24 protein-coding genes are annotated in these 26,058 nt (G+C 41.5%); 2 read left to right on the top strand and 22 right to left on the bottom strand.

The window, feature by feature from the left end:
- From rpe to SE27_RS04440, 8 genes are all read right to left on the bottom strand, one after another.
- The coding region (gene rpe, locus SE27_RS04480) for a ribulose-phosphate 3-epimerase (protein WP_455549965.1) at positions 1 to 604 on the bottom strand (604 nt) is incomplete at its 3' end.
- A 478-nt stretch (positions 605 to 1,082) separates the two neighbouring features.
- Positions 1,083 to 1,919: an S-formylglutathione hydrolase gene (gene fghA / locus SE27_RS04470; protein ID WP_039621233.1), complete on the bottom strand. Its 837-nt coding sequence runs from the start codon at positions 1,917 to 1,919 to the stop codon at positions 1,083 to 1,085.
- A gap of 12 nt (positions 1,920 to 1,931) precedes the next feature.
- A complete protein-coding gene (locus SE27_RS04465) occupies positions 1,932 to 3,344 on the bottom strand; it encodes a C13 family peptidase (protein WP_039621231.1) in 1,413 nt (470 codons plus the stop codon).
- Positions 3,345 to 3,467: 123 nt separating this feature from the next.
- Entirely contained in the window at positions 3,468 to 4,286 is an 819-nt protein-coding gene (locus tag SE27_RS04460) for a class I SAM-dependent methyltransferase (RefSeq protein WP_039621229.1), read from the bottom strand.
- Positions 4,280 to 5,104 carry an undecaprenyl-diphosphate phosphatase gene (locus SE27_RS04455; RefSeq protein WP_039621227.1) on the bottom strand — a complete coding sequence of 275 codons (825 nt, stop codon included), beginning with the start codon at positions 5,102 to 5,104 and terminating at the stop codon, positions 4,280 to 4,282. Before SE27_RS04455 ends, SE27_RS04460 begins: the two co-directional genes overlap by 7 nt.
- A 12-nt stretch (positions 5,105 to 5,116) precedes the next feature.
- Positions 5,117 to 5,782, bottom strand: a complete 666-nt coding sequence (gene tsaB, locus SE27_RS04450) for a tRNA (adenosine(37)-N6)-threonylcarbamoyltransferase complex dimerization subunit type 1 TsaB (RefSeq protein ID WP_039621226.1) — start codon at positions 5,780 to 5,782, stop codon at positions 5,117 to 5,119.
- A gap of 131 nt (positions 5,783 to 5,913) precedes the next feature.
- Entirely contained in the window at positions 5,914 to 6,444 is a 531-nt protein-coding gene (locus tag SE27_RS04445; RefSeq protein ID WP_039621224.1) for a gamma carbonic anhydrase family protein, read from the bottom strand.
- A 16-nt stretch (positions 6,445 to 6,460) separates the two neighbouring features.
- The gene (locus tag SE27_RS04440; protein ID WP_039621222.1) at positions 6,461 to 7,078 is read right to left on the bottom strand and encodes a CoA pyrophosphatase; all 618 of its coding nucleotides are present in this window, start codon (positions 7,076 to 7,078) and stop codon (positions 6,461 to 6,463) included.
- 125 nt (positions 7,079 to 7,203) lie between these two features.
- Here SE27_RS04440 and SE27_RS04435 point away from each other — a divergent pair, with 125 nt between their 5' ends.
- Positions 7,204 to 7,752, top strand: coding sequence for an NUDIX hydrolase (locus tag SE27_RS04435; protein WP_039621221.1), 549 nt, complete (start codon positions 7,204 to 7,206; stop codon positions 7,750 to 7,752).
- 57 nt (positions 7,753 to 7,809) lie between these two features.
- Here SE27_RS04435 and filF read toward each other — a convergent pair whose 3' ends face one another.
- The 6 genes from filF to filA all read right to left on the bottom strand — a co-directional run bounded on the left by filF (position 7,810) and on the right by filA (position 15,891).
- On the bottom strand, positions 7,810 to 9,771 hold the full coding sequence (gene filF, locus SE27_RS04430) for a putative pilus system protein FilF (RefSeq protein ID WP_039621219.1): 1,962 nt from the start codon (positions 9,769 to 9,771) through the stop codon (positions 7,810 to 7,812).
- Between the two features lie 22 nt (positions 9,772 to 9,793).
- The gene (filE, locus tag SE27_RS04425; RefSeq protein ID WP_039621218.1) at positions 9,794 to 10,960 is read right to left on the bottom strand and encodes a putative pilus assembly protein FilE; all 1,167 of its coding nucleotides are present in this window, start codon (positions 10,958 to 10,960) and stop codon (positions 9,794 to 9,796) included.
- Between the two features lie 13 nt (positions 10,961 to 10,973).
- Positions 10,974 to 12,638, bottom strand: a complete 1,665-nt coding sequence (gene filD, locus SE27_RS04420; protein WP_039621216.1) for a putative pilus system OmpP1/FadL family transporter FilD — start codon at positions 12,636 to 12,638, stop codon at positions 10,974 to 10,976.
- A 12-nt stretch (positions 12,639 to 12,650) separates the two neighbouring features.
- Entirely contained in the window at positions 12,651 to 13,835 is a 1,185-nt protein-coding gene (filC, locus tag SE27_RS04415; protein ID WP_171160655.1) for a putative pilus system protein FilC, read from the bottom strand.
- A gap of 47 nt (positions 13,836 to 13,882) precedes the next feature.
- The gene (filB, locus tag SE27_RS04410) at positions 13,883 to 14,716 is read right to left on the bottom strand and encodes a putative pilus system C39 family peptidase FilB (protein ID WP_039621215.1); all 834 of its coding nucleotides are present in this window, start codon (positions 14,714 to 14,716) and stop codon (positions 13,883 to 13,885) included.
- A gap of 197 nt (positions 14,717 to 14,913) precedes the next feature.
- Positions 14,914 to 15,891, bottom strand: coding sequence for a putative pilus system protein FilA (gene filA / locus SE27_RS04405; RefSeq protein ID WP_039621214.1), 978 nt, complete (start codon positions 15,889 to 15,891; stop codon positions 14,914 to 14,916).
- 255 nt (positions 15,892 to 16,146) lie between these two features.
- On the opposite strand from filA, the gene SE27_RS04400 reads away from it, so the two are divergent.
- Positions 16,147 to 17,484, top strand: coding sequence for an anthranilate synthase component I family protein (locus tag SE27_RS04400; protein WP_039621213.1), 1,338 nt, complete (start codon positions 16,147 to 16,149; stop codon positions 17,482 to 17,484).
- A gap of 14 nt (positions 17,485 to 17,498) precedes the next feature.
- Here the strand turns inward: SE27_RS04400 and hisC are convergent, their stop codons facing one another.
- The 8 genes from hisC to SE27_RS04360 form a co-directional block, all read right to left on the bottom strand.
- The gene (hisC, locus tag SE27_RS04395; RefSeq protein ID WP_039621212.1) at positions 17,499 to 18,587 is read right to left on the bottom strand and encodes a histidinol-phosphate transaminase; all 1,089 of its coding nucleotides are present in this window, start codon (positions 18,585 to 18,587) and stop codon (positions 17,499 to 17,501) included.
- Between the two features lie 216 nt (positions 18,588 to 18,803).
- Positions 18,804 to 20,096: a histidinol dehydrogenase gene (gene hisD / locus SE27_RS04390; protein ID WP_039621211.1), complete on the bottom strand. Its 1,293-nt coding sequence runs from the start codon at positions 20,094 to 20,096 to the stop codon at positions 18,804 to 18,806.
- 182 nt (positions 20,097 to 20,278) lie between these two features.
- Positions 20,279 to 20,974, bottom strand: a complete 696-nt coding sequence (gene hisG / locus SE27_RS04385) for an ATP phosphoribosyltransferase (protein ID WP_039621210.1) — start codon at positions 20,972 to 20,974, stop codon at positions 20,279 to 20,281.
- Positions 20,974 to 22,230: a UDP-N-acetylglucosamine 1-carboxyvinyltransferase gene (murA, locus tag SE27_RS04380; protein WP_039621209.1), complete on the bottom strand. Its 1,257-nt coding sequence runs from the start codon at positions 22,228 to 22,230 to the stop codon at positions 20,974 to 20,976. Before murA ends, hisG begins: the two co-directional genes overlap by 1 nt.
- A 6-nt stretch (positions 22,231 to 22,236) precedes the next feature.
- Positions 22,237 to 22,488, bottom strand: coding sequence for a BolA family iron metabolism protein IbaG (gene ibaG / locus SE27_RS04375; protein WP_004650949.1), 252 nt, complete (start codon positions 22,486 to 22,488; stop codon positions 22,237 to 22,239).
- A 136-nt stretch (positions 22,489 to 22,624) separates the two neighbouring features.
- Positions 22,625 to 22,957: a ribosome hibernation-promoting factor, HPF/YfiA family gene (gene hpf, locus SE27_RS04370; RefSeq protein ID WP_039621208.1), complete on the bottom strand. Its 333-nt coding sequence runs from the start codon at positions 22,955 to 22,957 to the stop codon at positions 22,625 to 22,627.
- Positions 22,958 to 23,129: 172 nt separating this feature from the next.
- Entirely contained in the window at positions 23,130 to 24,584 is a 1,455-nt protein-coding gene (locus tag SE27_RS04365) for an RNA polymerase factor sigma-54 (protein ID WP_039621206.1), read from the bottom strand.
- A gap of 226 nt (positions 24,585 to 24,810) precedes the next feature.
- Positions 24,811 to 25,821, bottom strand: a complete 1,011-nt coding sequence (locus tag SE27_RS04360) for a CAP domain-containing protein (RefSeq protein ID WP_052251703.1) — start codon at positions 25,819 to 25,821, stop codon at positions 24,811 to 24,813.
- Positions 25,822 to 26,058 lie beyond the last annotated feature (237 nt).

The raw sequence follows: 26,058 nt of genomic DNA, 5'->3' as shown, positions 1-26,058 counted from the left end.
CCGACCCAGCCACAAACATATCCGCACCGGCTTCTGCAATTTTACGAATATTGGCCGGTGTTACGCCGCCATCTACTTCTAAACGAATATCGCGACCTGAAGCATCAATCATTTTGCGAGCTTGGCGCAATTTTTCCAAGGTCATCGGAATAAATTTCTGTCCACCAAAACCGGGATTGACACTCATTAATAAGACTTGATCCACTTTATCTAAAACATAATCAAGATAATGCAGTGGCGTAGCAGGATTAAACACCAAACCTGCTTTAGCGCCACCGGCTTTAATCAGCTGCAAAGAGCGGTCAATATGCTGAGTGGCTTCTGGGTGAAAAGTAATAATATCTGCGCCGGCATCCAAAAAATCACCAATCATGCGATCTACCGGTGACACCATCAAATGCACATCAATCGGGGCTTGAATGCCATATTTTTTTAATGCTTTGCACACCCCTGCACCAAAGGTCAAATTCGGCACATAGTGGTTGTCCATCACATCAAAGTGCACCACATCTGCACCCGCTGCGAGGACATTTTCAACTTCCTCACCCAAACGGGCAAAGTCAGCAGATAAAATGGATGGTGCAATTAAGTAGGGCTTAGACATGGGGAGAACCTGACTGAGAATTGAAATTAATTTGATCTATGATAACAAATTACGCCGAGTTGCTGTAATGCCTATGCCAATCTGTGCTGATGATTGATGCTGGCGCAAATATAAGATCAGCGTGCATGGCGGCTTGAAATTTTTTGAATCTGCTGCTGGGATTGCGGATCAAACCGATCAATCGAAATAAAACGTTATCTGTAAATTTATCACGCAGGAGTTGCACGTATCCAAAAAGGTTGACTTCGGTCTGTAAGAGCTCCATTGAAAGCGGCTAAAACTCAAAGGCATGATAGGATTTTTATGCCGAATACTCGCGTTAGGCTGATGCCACAATCGCATTCACTGCAGATTTTAAGACACTAACTTATAGAACTTCAGCGCGCATGGCTATTCAGCATATAAGTGATCACCCGCATGCATCAATATGCAGAACCGCAGCGCTGTTTCTGCATATTTTTCTTAGATAAATATGATTTTATATCGTCAGTTGTAGCGCATGAAACTGTAAATGTTCATCGATAAAACTTTGGATAAAGTAATAACTGTGGTCATAGCCTGCATGTTCACGCAAAGTGAGCGCTTGACCGACATCACTACAGGCCTGTTTAAACAATGCCGGATTCAGCTGTGTATAAAATTGATCGGCTAAGCCCTGATCAATTAAAATCGCTTTAAACAATGCGCCTTTGTCGAGCACTAAAGCAGTTGCATCATGCTTATGCCATTGAGACCGATCAGTGCCGAGATAATTTGAGAAGGCTTTTTCGCCCCACGGACACTGACTTGGCGCACAAATAGGTGCAAAGGCAGAGACTGATTTAAATTTTTCTGGATATTTAAAGGCCAGTGTTAATGCGCCATGTCCGCCCATACTGTGACCCAGAATTCCCACTTTTTCTGCCTGTACTGGAAATTCTGCAAGGAGCAACGCATAGAGTTCATCGGCGATAAAACTTTCCATTTGATAATGTGCTGCCCACGGCGCTTCGCTGGCATTGATATAAAAGCCTGCACCTTGTGCCATATCCCAATCCTGCATATCAGCAACCTGCTCACCCCGAGGTGAGGTGTCTGGACTGATCAGAATAAAGCCCAACTGCGCCGCCAAACGTTGCGCATGTGCTTTAATAATAAAGGTCTCTTCGGTACAGGTTAAACCGGCCAAATAAAACAATGCTGGACAAGACTTCCCGCTTAATGCTTGTGGCGGTAAATAAATAGCAAATTTTGTTTCACTGTTCAGATGCTTAGAATTAAAAGCATATATACGCTGTTCACCATCAAAGCAGCGGTGATGTTGAATTAACTTCATATACTTATTCCTTTATCGGGTTTGAACGGTTAACGATTGACTCTCTGCTGCGCTGCCAGTTTTATCGGTGGCTGGAAATAAGCGTTGTTCTAATTGTGGCAGCATAAATTCCATATTTTTACCCATTGACCATTGCGGTTCAGATGCTTCAAAACCTTGCGCAGTTTCCCATTGTGCCAAGGTTTGCTTGGCTTGGTCAAAGGCGGCTCGAACAGAGCTTTGCTCACGCATGGCTTGGTCAAAAAAAGCACGACCAAAATAGGTATAATCGGCTTCGTTGGAACAACCAAAAGAGGCTCGATCAGCCGCAGATGCGGTAATAATTAAAGTATTGTCATCTTGCAGTGCCGGCACAAAACTACCGGAATAACATGCTGAAATCACAATCACGCGCCAACGGATACCGGACTTATCTAACGTGTCTTTTAACCATTTTGGATCGACATCTTTTAAATCAATCGGGGCATTTTCCATTTCAAACTGATTGGGCAAGCCGTGCGAGGTCATGTATAAAAACAACACATCACTTTCGCGATTCATTTGCTGACCTATACGGCGCAAAGCCATATCCATACTGGTGCGTGAGGCAAGCGGAATTTTAGTGCGTGTGGCTGGATTATTCACCAAGGCCAAGGATCGACCAAAGGTGCCAAAGCGCGTATCAAATTGCTCTTTAATCCGTTCAACTTCCGACTTAAATACATCTTGGTAGCCTGCACCCGCAATGCCTAAAAAATACCAATGTGATTGAGCAAATTCACCATATTGAATACCCTCTAGCGCCTTACTCAATACACGGCTTTGCAGATAAAAGGCATCTTCGGCAAAGGTGGCAGGCATTTCTTCTACTTTCCAAATGGGCTGGGCTTTAACCGACATTTGCCAGACCACCAAGGTAAATAATGTGGCCGCCACAATTAAAGCGCGCTCCCACCATGGCCATTTTAATTCACGCGCAAACACCCACACCACAGCCAAACTTTGCCAGACAAACAGCACCATAAAAATCATGGGCAAATAATCATAGAAAAAATACGGCAGAATATCGATATAGCCCAAATACTGAATAAAGCTTTGTAACAATGCAATATGCGTATCCAGCACCAGCCACAGCAATGCCGGCACCATCATCAGACGTGGGTTATTAATGCGTTGTGATAAAAAAATACCGACAATTAAAGCAATAAACGGCCACAAGGCATAACTGATCAGGCCTTGAGAGTTGAACTCTCCAACTTCTCCGGTACTGAGCCAGCTAAATAAACTGTTGGCACTGCCGCCTAAAATTCCCCAAACAATTAATTGAAGAATCGAAGGCCGAACAATTTGCAAAGAGCGCCGCGATCCTAAAAAAAGCCACGCGCCGGCAGTTTGGTTGCTTTTAAAATCATGCCAAAAATTAATGGAGGGTTTGAAGTCGATCATAGAAAGTATAGGTTAGCCACAGCTCGCTGATTCGCCATCGAAGTGAATACTTGACGGTCGTTTTATCAATAAGGTTTTTAACTATATAACAGATTAAGCACCAATATTGAAGCGATTCGCACACTATGCTTCAAGTAGTTCCTGAAAGTAAGCATCAAAGCGACAGGCATCGCCTTGCCATTGGTGATTAGGTGCTTGCTCAGCCAAATAAACCGCTAAACGCGGACGCTTCACCACCACACGTTTGGCCACTTGACGCGCCAATCCCAATAGCGCATCGCCCAGATCCATGCTGCCATCTTCAGGCAACAACAGATGTAATAATTGCATCTGTTTTTTCACCTGTGCTTGTTTTTTAATGGCTTGCTGATGCTGATCACGTTGTGGAAACATCGGGTCTAAATACACCACATCAACAGACTGATGCTGCGCGGCCTGTTGGCTTAAATAGTCGGCAGAGTCAGCAAAGATCAAATCAATCCGCGCGACCACCGGACTTAAGAAGGCATCCTGCGCTACATTTTTTTTACTGTCTTCAAGCAAAGTAAACAAAATAGGATGACGCTCCAGCAAGGTCACCTGCGCACCCAAATGTGCCATCAGCAAACTGTCATGTCCTAAACCGGCGGTGGCATCAATCAATTTCGGTTTTTCAGCTAAGTTACAAGCACGTGCAATCATCTCAGATTTAAGCGATGCCCTTTTTAAGCGCGGCACTTCCGCACGCCAATCCGGTTGCATCTTCATGCCATGCGCACAGAGCCAAAGACCGGCCTGATCGACACATAAAGCCAATTCTGGATTTAAGCGTAGAAAGCGTGCACTCAGCTTGTCAATTAGCTCTAACTGAACAGCCACTCCGCGGCCCTGCAGCACGCTCAAATAGTGCTGCGCTGCAGGATGGAATTCTGGCTCTACAAATAAGCGGAGCTCGCTTACCATAATTTCCAGCCTGTAAATGCAAACAATAAAATCACCAGACCGGATATGATGCGATACCACGCAAAGACCATAAAATCACGTTTGGCCACATAAGCCACCAAAACACGAATTAAGATCAGTGCAGAGACAAAGGAAACAATGATACCGGTGGCCAGCACAGCCCAATCTTGGGTACTTTCAAAGACATCGTAACTTTGATACAGATCTAACAATCCTGCACCCACAATTACCGGAATCCCCAAAAAGAAGGAAAATTCTGTCGCCGCTTTACGCGAGATACCCAAGAACATGGCACCAATGATGGTTGCACCGGAACGTGAAGTACCGGGAATTAAAGACAGCACTTGAATCAGACCAATCCACATAGCTTCTTTATAACTAATATTTTCAACTTCTTGTGCGTTGACAGGTCGAGGATTTTTTTCAATCCACATAATGATCAGACCACCGACAATTAAACCAATGGCCACGGCAATATCATTAAACAACAGCCCTTTCACCGCTTGGCCAAACGTCAGACCAATAATCATAATCGGAATAGAGGCCATAATCAGGCTAAAACCAAGGCGACGACCTCTGATTTCCCCAGTAAACATACCGGTGGCAGCGCCCCAGAGTCGAGCCCAATATTCATATATGACCGCAATAATAGCGCCCATTTGAATAGCGATGACAAACACATCACTTTTTTCTTTGGTCCAAAAATCCATTAATTCTGCAGCGAGAATTAAATGCCCAGTACTTGAAATAGGTAAAAACTCAGTAATACCTTCAACAATACCCATAATTGCCGCTTGCAGCAGCAGTAAAAGATCCATAAAAATTCCTAATTATGCTTTACCTTGTTCTGGAATTTTTTTCCATGCGTTATCACGTAAATATATCGGTAAGGCCTGTTCAGCACTGACCCATTTTTGATCCCTGACATCTACGCGCGCAATGGTAGCAATATCTTGTGCGCTGGCATTTAAGTCTTTGTATTGTATTTGTTCAGGCTGCAGTAAAGTAGCTCCTGAGCCAACCAGATCAAATTTAATCCATGCTTGCGCATCGCTATAACTCAACAATTGTTCAGCATCTACCGCCTGCATAATGCCCTGCTCATCTAGCTGAAAACTGGCCAGATAAACTTCTTTCATCCGCGCATCCAGCACTGCGGTCACCGCAGTTAAACCCGCAACCCGATAGGCGGCTTGTGCCAAGGCTTGTAAGCTTGATACGGGCACCACCGGCAGATCATTGGCCCAAGCCAACGCTTGAGTGACAGCCGCATTAATGCGCACGCCACTAAAAGAGCCAGGGCCGCGACTAAATGCAATGGCGGTGAATGCGCCAGCTGTCAGCTCAAGCCCCGTCAACGCTTGCTCAATCATCGGCAAAATAGTTTGCGTTTGCGCTCTGGCACGTGTATCTAATTGAAAAAATAATTCTTGCGTTTCATCTACAACACAGACGGAACACTGCTCATTGGCAGTTTCCAATGCCAGCAATTTCATGCATAACCTTAATTAAGTTAAATATAAAAAATGACGCATATCATACTCCACCTCCGCCAAGGAGGCGAGATTTTCCCGTGTTTGAATACAAAAAAGCCAAGACATTTCTTGGCTGAATTTATCCACAATCCTTACAGTTCTACTTTTTCTAAATGCTGAAAACTCTTGAAATGTTCAGCGTAATGCATGGCGCTCATTTTTAATTTCACTTCAGCTGCATCATCCAAGGTTTTCACCACTTTGCCCGGTGAGCCCATCACCAAAGAATTATCTGGAATGATCTTTCCTTCTGGAATGAGCGCATTGGCGCCAATAATACAATTTTTACCAATCACAGCATGGTTTAGAATCACCGCATTAATGCCAATTAAGCTGTTATCACCAATGCTGCAACCATGCAACATGGCCTGATGTCCAATGGTGACATAATTCCCAATTGACATCTCAATACCGGCATCGGTATGTAACACTGCATTTTCTTGTACATTGGTAAAATTACCCAACTTGATTTTACTGTTATCCGCTCGAATAACGGCACCAAACCAAACACTGACCTGCTGACCCAGTTCAACTTGACCCAGTACCGTGGCACTGTCGGCCACCCATCCATCCCAAGGTTGATGCATGGCTTGTGGAGAATATCCCTTAAATTTATACAGCATTTTAGTCTTCCTTCACTTATTGACCACGTTGAATCTTGTTATAAGGAAAGGCCGGTGAGTTTAATAAAAAAGGCCATTCCTTTTGATAATCTAAACCATATTGAAACAAGGAAACCAACATTCGAGCAGTTAATCCCCAGACAATTTCATTTTCCACTCGCATACTGGGAAAATAAATAGATTGATGCGCATAACGTACTTCATAAGGAATTGGGGGTGCTTTCATCAAACTGCCCAGTGAAGCAAAGAAAATACGGTCAATCTCGCTGGGCTGGGCAATCAATTGCACTTCGGGAGGAATGAGACCCACCACCGGTTTAACCAACATACCATTGCGGGCTTTTTGCATCGGCAAATCACCAATCAATTGCACATCAAATGGATTTAACGCGGTCTCTTCGTAGGCTTCACGTAAGGCCACCACAATATTACTGGTGTCTTGCGGATCTCGCTTACCACCCGGAAAAGACACTTCTCCAGCATGATTAGACAAATACAAAGAACGTCGTGTTAGCAAAACTTTCGGATTCGGCTCATTGGTAATTGCAATTAATACAGCAGCTTGTGCGGTTTTTATGCGACTGGAAAAACGTAATCTTTGCTGTAACGATTGGATTAATAAATGATCATCCATAGGCACGCGCTCCCTTATTTGCTCTTCATTTCATCATAGCTGAATTTTTATTCTAAAAGATAGAAATGATGCCAAAGTCCAATTTTTCAGTTATGCTGATAGCATCTCTATCATTGACGATGAATATGAATTTCTGTGTAGTTTGTGGACATAAAACTATAGAAAAAGTCCCACTTGGCGATCATCAATTACGTCGTGTTTGTATAGAGTGCGACAATATTCATTACATCAATCCTAAAGTGATTTGTGGTGCTTTGGTGCTTTGGGAAAACAAAGTTTTATTGTGCCGCCGTGCCATTGAACCGCGTTATGGTTTATGGACACTGCCTGCCGGCTATATGGAATTATTTGAAACCATGGAGCAAGGTGCCGCCCGAGAAACACGTGAAGAAGCCGAAGCTGAGATTGAAATTGAGCAACTGTACTGCATGTACAATATTCCACGCATTGGGCAAATTTATGTGTTATTTAAAGCCAATTTGATTGACGGTGTATTTGGTGCAGGTGAAGAAAGTATCGAATGTCAGCTATTTGAAGAACATGAAATTCCATGGTCTGAGCTAGCTTTTCCGAGTGTCGAACAAACCTTAAAGCACTATTTTGAAGACCGTAAAAGCAACTCTTTCCAGATGCATTTAGAAACTTTAGGTTCACGTTTAGACCACACTGGTTAAATAAAACTTACTTGCTCAAAAAACAAAATGCCCATCGGAAGATGGGCATTTTAAATGTTAAAGATTATTTTTAATTGCAATGTTATAGCAATCTGCTAAAGCAAAATCTACCGTACCGCCGCTTAATTTAGCCAAAGCAATATCTTCTGAACTAAGCCCTGTTGGATTGCTGTTGTTATACACTGTTTGGAAACTGGCTAAACTGTTGCCCCATTTTACCGATTCACCATTTGAGTCAGTAAATTTGGTGGTCGCTTTGCCGCTATTCAGTGCCGGATCGAGTAAATTGGCTAGATTTAATAAAGCACCCCCGACCACCACATTATTGCTAGCGCTATTCGCAGAGGTTTTAATGGTCGAGTTCATGCCGACTAAGCCGCCGTTAATTTTTCCTAAAGCGTTATTGGCTAAAATCATTCGTAAAGAAATACTTTGCTTGGCAGTAAACGCGCGCGCCACCGTACCCAAACGATATTGCTGAACCCCACTTGCATCTTTAAACGTGCTTGGATCCAACATATCTGCAGTACTACAGCCTTGCGCCGCGGTAGACAAATCATTTTCTGTGGCATCGGCTTTAATATTGGAACGAATATCACCATGACGATCAATCACAATACCCAATTTCACTTCAGCTACAGAGCTGTCGGTGAACTTAAAGGTTAAATCGGCATATAAAGGAAAAAGATATTTTTGACCAACCTGCACATTGGCAATGGATTGGAATACTTTTTTATCTAAATAGGTAATAGGAAAGGTTTTGTATAAATCCAAACTACCTTTATACACCTCACCCGATGCCAAATTCTGCCGCCATTGGCCTAAATCCTTTAAATCCTCACTGTTGATTGTGGTCTTATTGGTCAGTAATTTATAAAAACTTTCTTTACCGGCAATCATATAGTCATGATAAAGCCGACCTTGATAAATTATCAGCGGTGCTGAACCCTCATCTGCCACCTGCATTTGATAGTCTTGATCGATTCGTTTATTGATCGGGTTAATCCAGTGCGATTGTGCGGGCGCTGTCATACGCACCGGCTTAACCTGTCGAATTAATTCTGCATTGACACCACTAATGGTCGACAACGAGGTCTTTATAGCGCCTTTCCATTGTAAGCCACTACCAAAAGTATAGCCCTGACGGTCGGTAATCAGCATAAAGTGTCCAAATAAATGCTTGGTTGAGCTATCCGTTGGATTACATTCTTGTTTATTACAGCCGACCAATCCGTCTGAACCCGACAATAAATTACCCAATGCACCACTGGTTGAAAAAAGTGAAAATTCGGGTTGATAGACCGCAGCATTGGCAATGGTCAGCAACTGGCTGACCACTTTAAACGCCTGCTCATCACTAATCACGGATACATCTAACCAAGGTCGAATGATGGCGACATATTCCCCACTCATCATTTGCTGCGCACTGACTGAGCTTAAGATTAAATCAAGTTTTTTACGTATCGGATCAGTGATATACAGGGCTTGAATATCGGTTGGCTCTGCTATTTTATTCTCTTGTAATGCCAAGGCTTGTAAAATTTTTGCCAACTGCATTGCCACTTTTACGGTGTTATCGGTTGGACTTAATGCTGATGCCGGCTGCTTGGTCATGCCGGTCGCTATATCTAAAATCGTTAACCGCGGTACTTGTAAGGTACTGACCCGGGCAATACTGTTTAACTCCAACGTGCCTAAATCAATCTTTTTATCTTTTTCACTTTTAATAAAGAACGTGACTTTGTCCCCTGCGCGACAACTGCCTGTCGCAGCGCCCTCATTTAAATCTAAAATAGAGATAAAGCTATTGGCCGTGTCGCTGCTACAACTAAAATTCAGCCCATCTAAAGGATAATCTAAAGCAAACTCAACGCAGCCTTCAGTGCCCACACTACAGGCACCATTTTTAGTACTTGAATCATTGACTTCAGGAATAATATTGGCACTTTCTCCCCCGCAACCACTTAAAGCACTGACTATACTGCTGAGTGCAAAAGGCAATAAATATTTATTTTTCATTTTAGAATCTCTTTTTATGTGTTTATCGTATGGCGATTAATTTTAGTTGGCCTTGATTACTCAGTACTTTGTCTTCTACATCAATGGCACTGGCCAAAGGTGTAAATAAGACATATTGGCTTTGTGATGGAATATGAATAATGCCTTCAATATTTTCATGCGTAGCAAAAGAACTGGCACTTTGCTGATTTCTAAAGCCGCCTGCACCTTCAAGTACACAGCCTTGATGATCTAAAAAAACGATAAATGGCCAATAAAAGCTGGCAGCATTTTGCTTAGAGGCATAAGAGTAGATGTGAATATTTTGGATATGCGCAGACAACTGCACCACTTCAAAATCAAACTGCTCTTTTAAAGGTGCACGTGGCCAGAGGTTGACCTCTTTATCTATTTTTAAAGTTTTAACCTGCTTCATTTTTTTATTCGCAATGCAGGATTGGCCTAAACTTTGTATCGCCTCTGCTTGAGAAATACGGTAATAGGTAGATGCCAACACAATCGGGCCAGTATCTTGGTTTTGATTGCGATTAAAAAAGGACTGTAGCACTGATTTACTGACGCCTTTTTCCCGTTCAATCAGCTGTAAGCGCGTGGCCCCATTTTTGCGATCAATAATGCCTTCTGGCATGGCATAAAAGCGTTTTTTACCTTCTAAATTAAATTCTTTATCTTCTAAATACTCATTCTTAATATACTTTTCTCCATCCACCATGACAAAATCTTCTACATTTTCACTCTGTTTTGATTGCACTACAGTGGTAGGAATTGCTGCTTTCACAGTGACAGATTCAAGCTTAGATTTGACTGAAAATGCTTGAGCTATAGGCTCTTTAATAGGTTTTGGAGGGATAACTGAAATATGCTGCTCAGTTTTAGCGGACAAATTAGTTGGTATTTTTTTAACAGCAGTACCTAAATTATCATCCACGACAGTTAATTGCTGAACTGAAGAGACAGGGCCAAAAGCACTAGGCGCAGCGGCTTGAATACTCTGCACAGGCTGCTGTAGAGTAGCGCTTGTTGGCTTTGGCTGTTCAGATTGAGCTGTTTTACGTGGCTGGCTGTGTTGTTGCACCACCATAGGTCGACCATCTGGACCAATAATCGTATAAAACTCACCAGCATATAAAAAAGCGCTGTGCGCCAACCCCAGCGCAAGTATCGATCTACTGAATACATTCCCTTTCATTGTTTTAATTCACCTACCATCTTGTTCTATAGTTCAATCCTAGAACCGTTACTTTGGTATTTGTTTTAACATTTAATCCGGCATATGGATTTAACAATAAATTATTCACCCCCGTTTGATTGGCCAGACTACTGCTATTGGCCGGAATATTATCTCTGCTGCGTAAAAATCCGATGGATAAATCTAAATCTGTATCAGGATCAAAGCGATAACCCAGTCCTAAACCAAACAGCTGTGCGTTATTGATGGGAATCATGGTGTTGCGTTTGTGGTCTGGAATGGCACTGGTTCGCGGCTCGTATCCTGCACGTAGTTTTAGACGATCAGTTGCGGAATACTCTAAGCCAACCCCAAAGTTCCACGGCGAGGTAAATTCTAACGGTAGTGCCAAAGAAGTTTCGCTGACATTTCCAGAGAGTAACTTGGCAATTTTTAAGACTGAAATTTGTCGGTCAAATTCAAATTTAAATTTGTCCCATGCTTTATAGTCAGTCCATCCCACATCAAAATTAATTTGTAAATCTGGAAAAATTTTATATTTTATTCCGGTCTGAAAATGAGCAGGATATTCAAAATCCATAGAAACCAAGCCCGATTCACTGGCCGGCACAGTATTGGGAAAACCCAAAATAGCCGCTAAAATTTGTCCCGTCGGCGATGACATCAGGCCTTTAATCAGCTCTTGTGGCGCTTTGGCATTATCAATATGATATTTACCTTTTAAACGCATTTTTGCCGAACTTTGATAGACCATGCCCCAGCTAAAATCCTCTGTTGGCTCCCATAAAACCCCCAAGTTATAACTGGGACTTAAGGATTGCTCCAAAGCAAGTTGCATTTGGCCAAATCGTCCAAACGGATTCATGCCTTCTTCGGTGTTACAAATACCCAAAAGTAAAATATCGGTAATAATGTCAGAGTTTTCTTTAAATGGTGTACACACCACCTCATCAATCATCCGAAGCATACCAATCAATTCATTGGGAAAACGTAAATCCGTTTTTAGGCCAATGGCTTGATAAGACATCCCCACAGAAGCACCGATGGATAATTCATCATTGACTTCATAAGCAATTGAAGGCGATAAGTAAGTGACACGCTCTAACGCAACTTGTTGCCCCATATAATTACCAGCATTGCCATTTTCTGCACCGAAACCTGCAATTAACGGGGCGTACATGGCGGTGGCAAATGCAACTTTTGAACCCGGTGGCTTATAAGCAATACCCGCAGTAGGTGCGGCCAGCGGCATACCTTCGCCTAAATCCACCATTTTTTTCAATATTGGAATATACAGACTGACGTACTCAACATCCCCATTAATCGTCCCTTTAAAATCTGTACATAAATCTGAGGATATTTCTGGACCGTCATTACACACAACCGGATCATCAGAGTACCCAAATACGTTATAGCCGGCAGGAACAGAGAACTCCCTTTGAATATCAAAGTTCGCTAAAATGCCCTGTACATCCGTCTGTAAACCTTCGATTTTAGTCAAAGCAGCTGGATTAAAATGAATGGCGCTAATTCCCGGTGGATCAGCAGTCACTGCATTACCAAGACTTAAAGAGCGAACATCAACAGATAGATTTTGACCCAATTGTGCAAAAGTCGCACTTGAACAGCCCGATAAGATAATTGCAGTAACTAACGGACGAAGTCGGATTTTATACATACGACCGCCCTCTTAGCGAAGTTTCTTACCGAAACCTAAAATATCCAATGGGAATGACAAACCTAAAGAGACATCTGGTGCATCTTCCGTTAAGCCGATGCCCACCGTTCCATTGACAATAGTTTCAGGTGAAATACGCACACCCAAGGAAATCGCCAAAGTAGAACTGGTCTGATCAGCAGGTGAATAGTTTTCTTGGCTGCTATAGGTAAACTCTGATCCCGTATTAAAGCTTTGCTGGTATGACATGGTCATAGAAACGTCATAGTTAAATGAATAGGCAAAGCCAAAAGCAAAACCGCCACTGATACCCGGCTCGAATTCATCCAAAATACGGTTACCACGGCGTTGATTGAGTCCTGTTTCTTTAAAGCCATAATTTGCAGAAACCGAAGCAAATAGCACCACTGGATCTATATATTTACGGGTACTGGCTCCTACGCCGGCAGAGTAATATCCTTTGCCTGTAGGTAAGTCATCCGCGGCATTTACTTCATAAGGACTATCACCTGTTTTAGTTGAAACATTCCCAAAGAGAATTAGGGGTAAGCGACCAGCTTTTAAAGGAAAGGGTTCCCAGCGCGCGCCAAAAGAGATATCGCCTAGGCCAGCCGTGGAAGTATCTTTTAATAAATCCGTTTTTGCCACTAAAGGAAGTGATGCGGTAAAGGTTAAGTTATCAAGCACACCGTATTGTGCAGTAAAGCTATTGGTAAGCGAGTGAGTTGCATTTTCTTGTACCCGCAGTTGATAGAGCTGACCTTTGGCCATCTCAGCATCAATTTGTGTATCACGATAATAGGTATAATCAATATCATAAAATGATGAAATATCACCTTTTTTAATTAAGGAGTATTGTCGCTCATTGGAGGTAAAGACTTCTTGTAAATTGGCTTCTTTACTGGCGTCGCCGTCTTGTTGTTGCAAGGCGGAGGAGGCTTGCGAGCGCTGCTCATCTACAGGCTTTTCTATTGCGGCAGTGGATACATTTTGTGCATTTACTGCCTGAGCATCCTCACGTATCTGTTTTTGTGCTTCAACGCCCATGGATTGATTGGTCAGTGCTGGAGTTGCTGACTCCACCTCATCTACAGTCTCATATTCCCCTAATGCTGGCGCTTCTGCTGCGTATACCACCCCTACTGCCATTTGAATACTCAAAGCCAATAAAGTTTTGTTCATCCATTTACGGTTCATATTCCATCTCACCATTTTTATTTTTTTAATCTGTTGTTTATTAAATACTATTTACTTTTGTAATAGAGCCGTAAAAAATTATAGGTCGGCTTACCAAAGTTTTCTGATTCTTCATTTGAGTTTTTATCTAGACGAATCGTCGAAGCTTTATCTGCAATTTTATCGATATAGAATTGTGGATATTGCAAGTCAACGAAAGCATGGCGATTTATCGTCGCATCCTCGACATGCCTTAAGTCCTTATCATTTAAGGCCAATAAATGTTGTCTTTGTTCAGGAGCAACATTTATTAAAAAAAGTGTATTATTTTCCCAAATATCTTTAAAACGTTGCTCATCAAAACTAATATTCCCCAAGGCAGGATCAGCAACATAGACACGTCCATTTTTATAGGCCTTAAAGACAACAAAATGCTTAAAACCTGCATAAGATATAGGCACAATGGCGGGTTGGGCTTGTTTAACTAGATCTGAAAATTCTCCAGTATAGCCCCCACTTTCTAAACCTAACGCTCCCACAAAGCGTTTCATATCTAAAAGTGAAAAACTACGACGTTCAACAATTTTTTCTGTTTCACCAAACTTCAACAAGCCATTCATGGTTTGTTGTTCTGATAATTGTGTCCCCACATAACCATTTAATAAAGTGGTGAGTGCAGCAGATCCACAGCTGTAATCATATGCCTGACGCACAATGCCACGAAACTGATCTTCAACTGCTGGTTTAATTAAGACAGGCTCTCTATGCATTCGACCAAATGAATTCTGTCGTGAATCCAATGTTTCTGTGTAATAGACAGCTTCTGCTGGTTTTTTTTTAATATCAAAGGCTTCTGTGGCAAAGTAGTACATTAATGCCGAGCCTAATGCGATCTCTAACATATTTTTTAACTTTTCTAGTTATCGGCATAACACGCCTGTGTTCATTATTTTTCTAGAGTAAATACTCTACATCCGTGTAAAAGGAAGATACCCTTTTTTATTAAAAAAAACAGCTTTTTTTTAGCTTTATAAAAAAATATTCCATTATTTTTGTAAAAAAAAGCGCGTGAAATCACGCGCTTTTTTCTAAATCTAAATTAACGACCAGAAATAGTAATGATAGAACCTGGAAGATATGTGCCTGCTGCTGGACTAAAGTAAGTTTGCAGACCTTGTACTTCCATATCACCAATTGAGCCTGCTTCTCGGCTACCTAAATGGATGCCTTTCACATAAGTATCCATTGCACCTGCAGTGCTGACCATACGAATATAACCATTATTCGCGCCTTCTTTACCGACAACACTAATATTTTGTTTAATCGTGAAATCAGTAGAATTAGCATCTGCTATTTTGATACTCTCAACAAAAATCTCACCAGAAGCACGTGTAGCAGTTTTGGTTGAGTTATCTAAGATACCCAGACTTTTAATTTCAAGCCCACCTTGCATAACTGTATCCAATTTGATCATGGCACCTTGAGGCGCTGCACCCAATTGAATATTGGCATTCATTTTACCGGTTTTAATGGCTAAACCACTTAAGATCGCATTGTAGTTTGCGTCATCACCACCACGACGAATTGAGGTCGCACCTGTTGCTGGAGCTGTTTTAGAGGCTGTCACACCAATCTCACCAATATTGATATCCAAACCAGACACTTGCGCCGCAATATTGATAAATGCTGTATTGCCACCACCTGCACCAGCATCAGAATCAATCTGTAAATCAATTAAATTATTGGTAGGTAACAATGATGCATAGTTTGCACCAATCACAATACCTTTATTTTGGTTGATATCACCTGCTTTACCGTTACCTTTAATCACAATAGCGCCGGCTGTAGCAGTACCACCAAAACCTGCTTGACCTGCCACTAAACTACCAGCAGCTAGACCGTCATTATCGTGAATCAGTAGTTTTTCAATTTCAATTTTTGAAATCCCAATTCCGATGTTAATACCATCTTGACCAGTGGTTGCGCCTAATGAAGCATCATCCATTGCTTGCATTGCCATAGCATTTGCACTAATTGCCAATGAAGAAACTAAAACAAGTTTGGTAAATTTTTTCATGTTGTACTCTCCCAAGAGTATTATTTTTTTGATTGTCAACCACTCGAAATCACGTGCCATTTTTTATTTTTAGACAACAATGACTTTTTTCCTTGAGTGGCCTGTTTGCCCTACTTAAGGTATAGAGGTGTCATTTTTTGTTCAACTGCTGTTGGTCGCAATCCATATGTTACCGATAAACGGTGTTTACAACTCTTTTCATTCCACAATGCGATAGAATAGTGCTCATCTCAAGCCTTGATCCTTTGACATCGTATGAATAATTCCGTTATTTTTCAAAACCTGTTGACCGAAAATTGCCTGAGTGAGACGGAAATACTGTCGGCTTTATCGCACCTTCCGCATTTGGTTTATTTAAAAAATACGCAGCATCCTGTCATTGCTTTTTTCGCCTCTGAATACACATTAGCCCGTGGCCAAAGCATACAAAATTTCAAACGTGTATCACTTTATCAATATCAAGAAAAATCACAGGATATACAGCTTAATGATTTTTTTAATCAGCAGCCTCAAATATCCTCCACTGAATTTAGCGGTGGTTTAATTGGTTTTATCGGTTATGACTATGCCGCAAAGCAACAAATTACACTTCAAGAAAAAAATCAGCCCAGTTTATTTCTAGGAATTTACCGCAGTTACCTCAAACTCACTGCACAAGGTTGGACATTCTTTAGCGATGAAGAAGAGGCACAGCAAATTTTTCAAGTGATTGAACAGGCATTGTTTCATAAAAAAGATCGGTCTTTTTATCTTACTCAAGCCTGTCATGCGCGTTGGAATAAAGATGAATATTCACATGCTTTTAAGCAAGTTCAAGAATATATTAAAGCGGGTGATTGCTACCAAATTAATCTAACGCAAGAATTTACAGCAAAAGCTGAAGGTCAATTAATCGATATTGCAGCCGATTTTTGGTACCTAACCGATGCGCCTTACGCCGGTTATTTAAAAATTCATGATTTTGAATTATTGAGCTGTTCGCCGGAGCTATTTATCAATTTTGAAAAGAATCGGAAAATTATCACTCGCCCGATTAAAGGCACAATGCCGCGTTATAGCAATCCAGAACAAGATGAACAGGCCAAGCAGACCTTAATTCACTCTCAAAAAGATCAAGCGGAAAATGTAATGATTGTCGATCTATTGCGTAATGACTTAAGTGTTTATGCTGAAATTGGCTCGGTTAAAACTCCTAAACTTTTTGAAATTGAGTCGTTTAATCAAGTTCATCATATGGTCAGTGAGGTGAGCGCCACCCTAAAAGAGTCAATCAATCCATTTGAGATGTTGATGTCTGCGTTACCGGGTGGTTCTATTACTGGCGCGCCTAAAATTCGCGCGATGCAAATTATTGATGAACTAGAAGGTGCACCACGAGGCGCTTATTGTGGCAGTCTGGGATACTTTAATTTTGATGGCACAGGCTGTTGGAATATTTTGATTCGGTCAATTCAAAAATATCAAGATGATCTTTCAATCTGGGCCGGCGGTGGCATCACAATTGCTTCAAATTGCGATGCAGAGTATCAAGAATGTTTTGATAAGGTTGCTGCCATGCTGGATTTACTCAACACATGGCAGAAAGAAGTTTAAGCAGTAGACTACTTTTAAGCGAATAGCTTATGTTTTAAAGTATCCACTAAGCGCTGATTTTGCTCATCTGTTCCAATGGTAATTCTGAGATATTGATCAATTCGTGGCTGATTAAAATAACGCACAATAATGCCCTGCTCACGTAATTGAGTGGCCAACTCCGCAGCATCATAATCAGGATGTGAGGCAAAAATAAAATTGGCTTTTGACGGTAACACCCTAAAACCTAACTGATCGAGCGCCATGACCAAAGCCTCTCGATTGTCTATGACTTTTTGACAGTGTGCTTCAAAATACGCTTGATCCTCAAATGAGGCCACGGCTGCTGCAATGGCAAAGCGATCAATCGGATAAGAATTAAAACTATTTTTTACCGCCTCAAGTGCGGCAATCAAATGTGGCTGTGCGATGGCAAAACCGACCCGCAAGCCTGCAAGTGAACGTGATTTAGAAGTTGTCTGACAGACAACGAGGTTCTGGTATTTTTTAACCAAACTGACCGCAGATTCTGCACCAAAATCAACATAAGCTTCATCAATGACCACCACCGAATCTGGATTAGCTTTTAACACTTGCTCAATGGCCGATACGCCTAGCGCAATACTGGTGGGCGCATTCGGATTGGTCAGAATAATACCGCCATTTGGCTGTTGATAATCCTCAATGACAATTTCAAAATTATCATTCAGCGGTAAAATTTTGCTGTTTACCGCAAAAAGCTGACTATAAACCGGATAAAAACTATAGCTAATATCAGCATAGAGTAGCGGCTGATCTTGCACAAAAAAGGCTTTAAAAATATGGGCCAACACTTCATCTGAACCATTGCCCACAAAGACATTATCCACATCGACATGCTGTTGTGTGGCAATTGCTTGTTTAAGCTGTAGCGCATCTGGATCGGGGTATAAACGCAATACATTGGCTGAGTCCGCCAATACCGCTTCTACCGCTTCTACCACTTTTGGAGAAGGCGGATATGGATTTTCATTGGTATTGAGTTTCAGTAAATTATCTATTTTGGGTTGTTCACCGGGGACATACGGCTTTAACTCACGTACATCAGGACTCCAAAAACGCTTTTGTTCTGTAGTAATTGACATTTTATTTCTCTTTTTTACTCTCTTCTATTCGCTCTTTTGCTTCAAGTATCGCTTGAAACTGATGTAGACACAGACATTAAACATCTTAAAATAAGCGCACATTCATATAAGTGCGCTTAGATGATTATTCCTCTGTGCTACACAGCGTTATAGAGGATGATCGATATAGGAACCTATTATTCATATCTAAAGTGGCTTCTAGACAGTGATAAAGACTTAATCTTGATAACGATAACGCGCAGATCGTGCATGCGCATCCAAGTTTTCTTGTTGCGCCAGAATATCAGCAGTCTTGGCCAAGGTTTTTACACCGTGTTGCGAGCACATAATCAGGCTAGAACGTTTTTGAAAATCATACACACCCAGTGGCGATGAAAAACGTGCGGTTCCCGAAGTTGGTAACACATGATTTGGACCGGCACAGTAATCACCAATGGCTTCTGGAGTATAACGCCCCATAAAAATTGCCCCTGCATGACGAATATGCTCAGCCATTTCAGTGGCGTCATCTAAGCACAACTGTAAATGTTCAGGTGCGACTTGGTTAATTAAATCAATCGCTTCTTGACGATTTTTCACCAACACCAAAGCGCCACGATTGGCAATTGAAGTACGAGCAATTCCGGCCTTTGGCAAACTCAGCAAGTGTTGTTCAATGGCTTCTGCCACTGCATTGAGCAGTGATTCATCCGGAGTGATGAAAATAGCCTGTGCTACCGTGTCATGTTCTGCTTGTGACAATAGATCCATGGCCAACCATGTGGCATTATTTTTGCCTTCAGCGTAGACCAAAATTTCTGATGGTCCGGCAATCATATCAATCCCAACTTGACCAAAAACTGCACGTTTGGCCGCGGCGACAAAGCGATTGCCAGGCCCCGTGATTTTATCCACTGCGGGTACTGTTTCTGTTCCATAAGCCAAAGCAGCCACCGCTTGGGCACCGCCAATGGTAAATACGCGGCTGACGCCGGCCAAATATGCAGCGGCTAAAACCAATGCATTCAACTCACCATCGGGTGCCGGAACCACCATAATAATTTCAGCCACACCGGCCACATGGGCAGGAATGGCATTCATCAATACCGAAGATGGATAAGACGCCAAACCACCGGGTACATAAATACCCACCCGATCAAGCGCAGTAATTTTTTGACCCAAAGTATTGCCCAAGGCATCGACATAGGTCCAACCTTCTTGTTTTTGTGCTTGGTGAAACTCGCGGATACGCGTTGCGGCCAATTCTAAGGCTTGACGCACCTCAACCGTTAATCCATCAAAGGCTGTTTTTAATTGGACTTGGGTTAATTCAAGCTCGGAAAAATGATGCGCTGGATGTCGATCGAACTGCTGTGTCAGTTTAAGCACCTGTGCATCACCCTGCTGACGCACGTCAGCAATGATTTGGTCCACAGTCTTTAACAGCTCAGGGTCACTCACAGTTTCAAAGGCCAACAAGTCTGCAAAATTTTGTTTGAAGCTTTGCTCTTGAGTCGATAAACGTCGCATCAATTTACCTAAACGGTCTAAATAGGAGGACTTTAGTTTACCTTGTTTCTTAAAGTTTGTGGATATTAATCAACCTCCTATTAAAGTCATCGTACCGACCCATCAATGCTTAACCACGCTCTATAAAAATAAAAAAACCGTCCCTATTGGACGGTTTTTTTAAGTTCTCTACCGCAGCAGACTTATTTTTTATCTTCACGCTCGGCAACGGCTTTTTCAAGCTGCGCCAAGATCGGATTTAATAAGCTTTGCTTACGTTTAAAACTGGCTTTATTGACAATTAAGCGCGAAGAAACTTTGCAAATTTCTTCCAGTGCTTCCAAACCATTGGCGCGTAAAGTATTACCGGTATCGACCACATCGACAATATAATCGCCGAGGCCAACCAATGGCGCAAGCTCCATAGAACCGTAAAGTTTAATCACATCGACTTGCTCGCCTAAGCTTGCATAGTATTGACGGGTTAAATTAACGTACTTGGTGGCAATTTTTAAGCGCCCTTTTGGATGCACCATACCCACTTTACCCGCAGTCATCAGCTTACAGTTGGCAATTTTTAAATCGAGTGGCTCATACACATTCTGCGCGCCATGCTCCATCAGTACATCTTTACCGGCCACACCAAAATCTGCTGCACCATTTTCTACATACGTCGGTACATCAGAGGCACGTAGGATTAAAATACGCACCTGCTTATGCGTGGTCGGGAAAATTAACTTACGTGATTTATCTGGATCTTCCAGTAAGTTAATGCCTGCAGTTTCAAGCAACGGTAAAGTTTCTTTTAAGATACGTCCTTTGCTTAAGGCCAACGTTAAACCATGATCAAAATTGCCCATTACGTCAAAGTTTGGATCATCGTTTCGCATATCGTTCATTAATTTACTCGCTTAATTTGGGCACCTAAACCCTGTAACTTCGCTTCAATATTTTCATAACCACGATCAATATGATAAATCCGGTCAATCAATGTTTCTCCGTCTGCTGCCAAAGCTGCCAGCACCAAAGAAAATGAAGCGCGTAAATCGGTTGCCATCACTGGTGCGGCAGAAAGCTTCTCTACACCTGTGACCACAGCATCATTGCCTTCCACCTGAATATTAGCACCCATACGCGACAGCTCGGGTACGTGCATGAAACGGTTTTCAAAAATCGTTTCCGAAATGGTGGCAAAACCGCGGGCAATGGTATTGACTGCCATAATCTGTGCTTGCATGTCGGTGGGAAATTCTGGATGCGGTAAGGTTTGAAAGCTCACCGATTTTGGACGCTTGCCCAACATATCCAGTTCAATCCAATCATCGCCACAGGTAACTTCCGCACCCATTTCTTCAAATTTTTCTAAAACAGCTTCAAGTAAAGCAGGATCGGTATGCGTGGTTTTAATTTTACCACCGGTAATGGCCGCGGCAGCTAAGTAAGAACCCGTTTCAATCCGATCTGCCACTACAGCATATTCACAACCATGTAAACTTTCCACACCGGTCACAATCAAGGTATCGGTATCTAAACCTTCAATCTGTGCACCCATTTTAATCAGCATTTGCGCAAGATCGGTAATTTCCGGTTCGCGCGCTGCATTACGAATGGTGGTTACACCATCCGCTAAAACAGCAGCCATCAAAATATTTTCTGTCCCACCGACGGTGACCATATCAAAGATCACTTCGCCGCCTTTTAAGCGGCCATCGACTTTGGCATGCACGTAGCCATTTTCAACTTCAATTTCAGCCCCTAAGGCTTCTAAAGCTTTTAAATGCTGATCAACAGGACGTGACCCAATGGCACAACCGCCTGGAAGTGAAACCTGCGCACTACCATAACGTGCCAATAATGGACCCAATACCAAGATAGAGGCACGCATGGTTTTGACCAATTCATAAGGTGCGAATTGGTTATTAAGGGTTGAGGTATCTGCTTGAACCGTATCATTGGCATAAGTCATCTGAATACCTAGTCCAGCAATTAATTGCACTAGCGTATTGACGTCTTTTAAATTAGGCACATTGGTCAAAGTGGTTGGGCTATCGGCTAAAATCATGGCAGCAAGCAAAGGCAATGCTGCATTTTTTGCCCCCGAGATACGCACTTCACCTTCGAGCTTAACGCCACCCTGAATTAAAAATTTATCCATTTAGTTCTAAGCTCCGAATAAGCTTGCTTTACGCCATTCTTCTTTGGTCATTGCACGAATAGTTACCGCGTGTACTTCGCCACTGGCAATATATGAATTTAACGGAGCATACACCGTTTGTTGACGTGCTACAGGACGCTTACCTTCAAACTGTTCATCTACAATTCGAAGATCAAATTTACCGCCTTGCCCACTAACTGCAACCTCAGCCTCTGGAAAAGCAGCTTTTAAAATTTCAGTGAGCTGTTCACTATTCATCACAAAGACCTCTTATAGGACCGACGGTGTAAAAACCCGCCATTTTACTATAAATACAAAAAATAAATCATTAATCGTAAAGATTTTATCTATAAAAAAAAGAGGTTATCAACAACCTCTTTTTTGCCACCCCACACTATGCCGGCAAAGGCGAATATGCAAGCTGCATTTTACGATGTTTATGCAATTGTCTCTTTATTCTTTCGGTTAATTTTTTAATCGAGCTATACATATCATCGGCGCTGGCCTGCGCAAACATTTCAATCCCCGGTAAACGAATAATCGCTTCTGCAATATGATTATCACTGCCTTTTTTTGAATACTTATCAATTTGATGATCTTTTGAAAGCTTCACCTGCACGCTATTAATTTGATCCAAATGTTGCATCATTTCTGCAAATTTAAGTCGAATATTTTCTTCAATGGCAGGCGTGACTGTTAGGTGATGACCACGAATTGTTATTTGCATAATCCCATCCCTCATCTTTTTTTAGGATAACCCAGAACAGCTTCATTAATTTCATTGATAAAAATAATTATATATATTTCATATCAATAAAAATAAACTTCAGCATTCTTTAAGTTAAAAAGGTTTCATCATGTTGTCATAATGACGCTTTAGAATAGCCACAGTTTAAAATTTAGAGCAAGACTTTTCGTTCAGAAGATGAGGCAATATGTAACGATTCCCGATATTTCGCCACTGTACGACGGGCCACTTCAATCCCTTGTAATTTTAATAAATCGGCAATACGATTATCAGACAACGGTTTACGTGAATCTTCTTCTGCAATTAACTTTTTAATTTTGGCACGAATGGCGGTTGAAGATGCCTCGCCACCTAGCGTGGTTGCCACATGACTTGAGAAAAAATATTTTAACTCAAATAAACCACGCGGAGTCAGCATAAACTTATTGGTGGTTACACGGGATACCGTTGATTCGTGCAACTGCACCTCCTCGGCAATCTCGCGCAGTACCAATGGCTTCATACCTTCTGCACCAATCTCTAAAAATCGTTGTTGATGTTTAACAATACACCGACTGACCTTCAATAAAGTTTTATGGCGCTCATCGACACTTTTAATAAAATTTTTAGCGTCCAACATTTGGTTACGTAGATACTGATTGTCTTGACTTTGATCGGCACGCCTAATCATCTGTGCATAAAAAGAATTAATGCGTAATTTCGGCAGAATATCGGGATTTAACTCCACCTGCCACTGCGTATTTTTTTTCATCACCACAATATCGGGAATTTGATAATTGCTATTTTTATCCTCAAACTGCAAGCCCGGATGAGCCTGTAATGTTTTCAATAAATCCAGTGCCGATCTTAATTGATTTTGAGTTAAGCCTGTATGTTTAAGTAGTTTAGGTAAGTCATTGGAAATTAATAACTCAGCATGCTGCAATAAAGTCATCGCCTCATGTCGATATGTGGTTTCCAGCGGTAAATGATTTAATTGAATCAACAAACATTCTGTTAAATTACGTGAAGCCACCCCCACCGGATCCAGTTGCTGAATACGTTTTAATACCACGGCCACTTCATCATCTTCCACTTCATAGTCATCACTCCATGAAGTGATCAGCTGTTGCACAGAATTATTAATTTCTACAAGATCGAGCGCTAAAAATCCTTTGTCATCTAAAGCATCCACAATACAGTAGGCAATTAAGCGATCAACTGCTGAAAAGTTTAATAAATTAATTTGCTCCTTGACATGTTCTTTTAAACTTAAATGTCCCTGACGGTTATCTTCACGTTCTTCATACTCAGCTGCACCCAAACTGGTGGCCTGATGAATATAAATATCATCCCACTGACTATCGAGTGGCAAATCATCGGGTAAGGTCTGCGTATTCAGCTCATCGATTAAATCTTTAGGCTGATCTTCTATTAACTCTACAACAGATAGATTTTCAGTCTCCAGTTGCCCTTCTTCTTTTTCTAATAATGGATTACTGTCAAGTTGGAGTTGGATTTCTTGTTCAAGCTCTAGACTCGACAATTGCAGTAAACGAATGGCTTGCTGCAACTGCGGCGTCAAAGACAAAGAATTTGTGACTTTCAATCCCACCGATAACTTCATCTAATCCCTGCTCATTATTAATCATATTTTATAAGCAATTTCCATGCCGCTTAATAATTTTATAGCACAGTCTTATGCAAAATCCTACAAAATTAATGCAAATAAGAAATTAAGGGTAAGATTTACCTAAACAGATAAATATAAATCAGTGAGCACTTAAAAAAATCAAAATAGAGAATAAATAGGATGAAATAATGAACATATTCCATCCTATTCAATACCAAACTTACTGTAATCTAAACCAATAATCATAACTACGTAATACATTATTGATCAGTACATTGTCTAGATGCACATCATAAATGACATTTTCTTGTAGCTGGCCTGCTTTAAACTGTAGATGATTAGGCAATCCCATTCCTTGATTATTCGATGAAATCTGAGTTGGACTTTTTGACGCCCCACCACGTGGCTTAATGGTAATGATGGCTTTTGAGAAATCAACCAAAGTATTTGCAGATAAACGACTTTGATCCGCCAAAATTGAAACCGACAAATAAGCTCCTTGCTGGAAATACTGTTTTGGATAATCGCCCATTGGATAAGCAATGACGTCCTGTTTGGCAAAACCTCGAGCTGGACCGCTATAGCTTACTCTTAGTGCAGAACTTCGAATTGACTGCCCATCTACTTTCCCTGCCACCGAACCATAAGCAATTTGAGCTAGGAATGGGTTTAACAACCAACGACGATGCCCTAAACTCTCCACTCCCGTATCAATTAACCACGCTGTTAAATCATTTTGTAAAGCTGCAATGTGATTGTTATTCAGCGCTGTACCACCTTCAATATATAAATTACTTCGTTCTGCACCGGCATAACCCATCTGGCTATAGCACTTCCAACTGCTTGAAGGAGCGTGATCTAATTTCTTATTGGCGGACATAATTAATGCAGCCTGCATGACTTCTTGATCATGCTCATAATCGTAGCTTACCGAACCCAAACCATGTAATGCACGAATTAGATTTAGCCGCTTAACCATATTTTGCTTGGTCGCCTCACTTAATGTTCCCGTCTTACAATTTGCAATATTTGGCTGATCTTGATAAACAGCATCTGTAATAACGGGCTCATTCGGCAATACTGGTGGCTTAGGCACGATAGAAGGATTGGATGGTTGTGATGGCTTAATTGTGCCCGCACCATTGATATCATTTTGTACATCGCCCCCACCACATCCCAACAAAAGTGAAAAAATAACGGATAGACTGCCCCAAACTATACGCTGTCGCATTGTAATTCCCCAAAAATCAAATAAATAAAACTGGCTGGTTATAACAACTTAAACCAAAAATATCAATGAAATTAATAACTAACAAATAATATAAACTTTGAGATGTGAAATAATCGATGGTTTTAAAAATTACTGCTCAATCTATCCAAGAATGTCTAATTTGAGAATGAATAACTTTTTGAATTACAGTCTTCGTGCTATTTTTATGATGAATAAATTAAGTGAGTCACGGCTCTT

This window comes from Acinetobacter harbinensis (assembly GCF_000816495.1).
GTDB classification, from domain to species: domain Bacteria; phylum Pseudomonadota; class Gammaproteobacteria; order Pseudomonadales; family Moraxellaceae; genus Acinetobacter; species Acinetobacter harbinensis.
This window is presented reverse-complemented; position numbering and strand designations above follow the sequence as displayed.

Coding starts and splice junctions, on each gene's coding strand:
- fghA (WP_039621233.1), bottom strand. CDS start 1,919: ATGAAGTTAATTCAACATCACCGCTGCTTTGATGGTGAACAGCGTATA.
- SE27_RS04465 (WP_039621231.1), bottom strand. CDS start 3,344: ATGATCGACTTCAAACCCTCCATTAATTTTTGGCATGATTTTAAAAGC.
- SE27_RS04460 (WP_039621229.1), bottom strand. CDS start 4,286: ATGGTAAGCGAGCTCCGCTTATTTGTAGAGCCAGAATTCCATCCTGCA.
- SE27_RS04455 (WP_039621227.1), bottom strand. CDS start 5,104: ATGGATCTTTTACTGCTGCTGCAAGCGGCAATTATGGGTATTGTTGAA.
- tsaB (WP_039621226.1), bottom strand. CDS start 5,782: ATGAAATTGCTGGCATTGGAAACTGCCAATGAGCAGTGTTCCGTCTGT.
- SE27_RS04445 (WP_039621224.1), bottom strand. CDS start 6,444: ATGCTGTATAAATTTAAGGGATATTCTCCACAAGCCATGCATCAACCT.
- SE27_RS04440 (WP_039621222.1), bottom strand. CDS start 7,078: ATGGATGATCATTTATTAATCCAATCGTTACAGCAAAGATTACGTTTT.
- SE27_RS04435 (WP_039621221.1), top strand. CDS start 7,204: ATGAATTTCTGTGTAGTTTGTGGACATAAAACTATAGAAAAAGTCCCA.
- filF (WP_039621219.1), bottom strand. CDS start 9,771: ATGAAAAATAAATATTTATTGCCTTTTGCACTCAGCAGTATAGTCAGT.
- filE (WP_039621218.1), bottom strand. CDS start 10,960: ATGAAAGGGAATGTATTCAGTAGATCGATACTTGCGCTGGGGTTGGCG.
- filD (WP_039621216.1), bottom strand. CDS start 12,638: ATGTATAAAATCCGACTTCGTCCGTTAGTTACTGCAATTATCTTATCG.
- filC (WP_171160655.1), bottom strand. CDS start 13,835: ATGAACCGTAAATGGATGAACAAAACTTTATTGGCTTTGAGTATTCAA.
- filB (WP_039621215.1), bottom strand. CDS start 14,716: ATGTTAGAGATCGCATTAGGCTCGGCATTAATGTACTACTTTGCCACA.
- filA (WP_039621214.1), bottom strand. CDS start 15,891: ATGAAAAAATTTACCAAACTTGTTTTAGTTTCTTCATTGGCAATTAGT.
- SE27_RS04400 (WP_039621213.1), top strand. CDS start 16,147: ATGAATAATTCCGTTATTTTTCAAAACCTGTTGACCGAAAATTGCCTG.
- hisC (WP_039621212.1), bottom strand. CDS start 18,587: ATGTCAATTACTACAGAACAAAAGCGTTTTTGGAGTCCTGATGTACGT.
- hisD (WP_039621211.1), bottom strand. CDS start 20,096: ATGCGACGTTTATCGACTCAAGAGCAAAGCTTCAAACAAAATTTTGCA.
- hisG (WP_039621210.1), bottom strand. CDS start 20,974: ATGAACGATATGCGAAACGATGATCCAAACTTTGACGTAATGGGCAAT.
- murA (WP_039621209.1), bottom strand. CDS start 22,230: ATGGATAAATTTTTAATTCAGGGTGGCGTTAAGCTCGAAGGTGAAGTG.
- ibaG (WP_004650949.1), bottom strand. CDS start 22,488: ATGAATAGTGAACAGCTCACTGAAATTTTAAAAGCTGCTTTTCCAGAG.
- hpf (WP_039621208.1), bottom strand. CDS start 22,957: ATGCAAATAACAATTCGTGGTCATCACCTAACAGTCACGCCTGCCATT.
- SE27_RS04365 (WP_039621206.1), bottom strand. CDS start 24,584: ATGAAGTTATCGGTGGGATTGAAAGTCACAAATTCTTTGTCTTTGACG.
- SE27_RS04360 (WP_052251703.1), bottom strand. CDS start 25,821: ATGCGACAGCGTATAGTTTGGGGCAGTCTATCCGTTATTTTTTCACTT.